This window comes from Streptomyces hilarionis, assembly GCF_024539675.1.
GTDB lineage: Bacteria > Actinomycetota > Actinomycetes > Streptomycetales > Streptomycetaceae > Streptomyces > Streptomyces hilarionis.
Genome location: NZ_JAHHIT010000335.1, coordinates 1 through 1,945 on the forward strand (window position 1 = coordinate 1; position 1,945 = coordinate 1,945).

General features: G+C 76.2%; 2 protein-coding genes. One reads left to right on the forward strand and one right to left on the reverse strand.

The window, feature by feature from the left end; translation table 11 throughout:
• Window positions 1–103 precede the first annotated feature (103 nt).
• Window positions 104–1,036, reverse strand: a complete 933-nt coding sequence (gene fmt, locus KMS84_RS38435; protein WP_256921195.1) for a methionyl-tRNA formyltransferase — start codon at window positions 1,034–1,036, stop codon at window positions 104–106.
• A gap of 290 nt (window positions 1,037–1,326) precedes the next feature.
• Between fmt and KMS84_RS38440 the strand changes: the two genes are divergently transcribed.
• Entirely contained in the window at window positions 1,327–1,923 is a 597-nt protein-coding gene (locus KMS84_RS38440) for a hypothetical protein (RefSeq protein ID WP_256921196.1), read from the forward strand.
• The last annotated feature ends 22 nt before the right edge of the window (window positions 1,924–1,945 follow it).

Sequence of the window (1,945 nt, forward strand, 5' to 3'; positions counted from 1 at the left end):
GACCCGCACCGCCGGACGGACCGTGAGGCCCGGTGGGCCCACGGGGTCCGGCCGGCGGGACGGCGGCGAGGGCGGCGCGTGCGGGAGCGTTCGTGCGGGAGCGTCACGCCCCGACGGTCTCACCGTCCGCGATCCGCACGCCCCGCGCCCAGTCGGCGGCCCGCATCGGCTTCTTGCCCTGGGCCTGCACCCACACCAGCTCGACCGCGTGCGAGCCCGTGCCGACGTGGACACTGTTCTTGCCCACGGCCGGCGCGCCCGGGGCGAGATCGGTCCGCTCGGGAGCGGGCCGGACCTGGATGAGCTTGAGCCGCTCGCCGCGGAACGTGGTCCAGGCCCCGGGGGCCGGGGTGCAGCCGCGGACGACGCGATCCACGCGCAGGGCCGGCGTGGCCCAGTCGACCTGCGCGTCCTCCACGGTGATCTTCGGCGCGAGGGTGATCCCCTCGCCCGGCTGCGGCACGGCCTGGAGGGCGCCGTCCTCGATGCCGTCCATCGTCGCGGCGAGCAGCCCGCTGCCGGCGAACGCCAGCCGGGTGAGCAGGTCGCCGCTGGTGTCGGTGGGCCGGATCTCCTCGGTGACCGTCCCGTAGACCGGCCCCGAGTCGAGCCCCTCCTCGATGAGGAAGGTGGTGGCGCCGGTGATCTCGTCGCCGGCCATGAGGGCGTGCTGCACCGGAGCGGCCCCGCGCCAGGCCGGCAGCAGCGAGAAGTGCAGGTTGACCCAGCCGTGCGCCGGGATGTCCAGGGCCACCCGCGGCAGCAGCGCCCCATAGGCGACGACGGGACAGCAGTCCGGCGCGATCTCCCGCAGCCGCTCAAGGAACTCCGGGTCCCGGGGCTTCGCGGGCCTGAGCACCTCGATGCCGGCCTCCTCGGCCCGCTGGGCGACGGGCGAGGCGACCAGCCTGCGCCCGCGTCCGGCCGGCGCGTCCGGGCGGGTGACGACGGCGGCCACCTCGTGCCGCCCGGAGGCGATCAGTGCGTCCAGAGCGGGAACGGCGACCTCGGGGGTGCCGGCGAAGACGAGCTTCATGAGTGGGCGGTGCCTCTCGGAGGGACGGACGGCGGGCGACGCACAAGTTTATGACGACCGCCGCGGCCGCCGCGGACGGCTCCTCGCCGCCCGGAAGGGACCGGCCGCCGACAGCGCGCGCCCCTCCGGGGACCGGGCGGGAGCCCCTCAGGGGACCGGCCGCGCGCACCGAGGCCCAGGGGCGTACGCATATGCCCATACGCCCCCACACCGTGACCAGGGGACCGCCCCCGCGTTGTCAAGAAAGAGTTGACCACACCTTCTTCAACGCCGGTTCGAGAGGCTTGTTCATGGCCGACCATGCAACCCACGACGCCCAGGCCCGGGCCAGCCTGCACTCGCTGGTGCGGGACATCGAGCGGGTCCGCCGGCAGGTGGACGCGCTGCGCACCCTCACCGCCCAGCTGGGCAACGTCTACCGCCCGCGCCGTTCCGGTCCTTCCACGGGCTTCGTCGTCTACGGCCGCGCCCCCGCGCCCACCGTCCGCCTCGCCCAGGAACTGCGCGACAGCGTCGAGACGCTCGTGACGGCGGCCGTGGACTTCGACCGTTCGCTCGGCTTCTCCTGGGACGCGGTGGGCTCCGCGCTCGGGGTCACCAAACAGGCGGTCCACCGCCGCTACGGCGCCCGCCGCGCCACCGCTCAGACCGCCGCCGCGGGCCCGGCCGCGGCGACCGCCCCGGGCTCCGGCACGGCCACGGCGACGGCCGAGGCCGAGCGCCCGGTGGAGCCCGCGGGCGCCCGTGCGCTCGGCGTCAACACGGGCTTCCCGGCCGTCCCCACGGTCCCGGCCGCCCGTTCGATGCCGACCCAGCCGACGGCCGGCAGCCCGGCCCTGCGCGACGAGGTGAGGCCGACCGCCTTCCCCGGCCCCCGCAACGGCTGAAGCCCCAGCCCCGGGGACATCC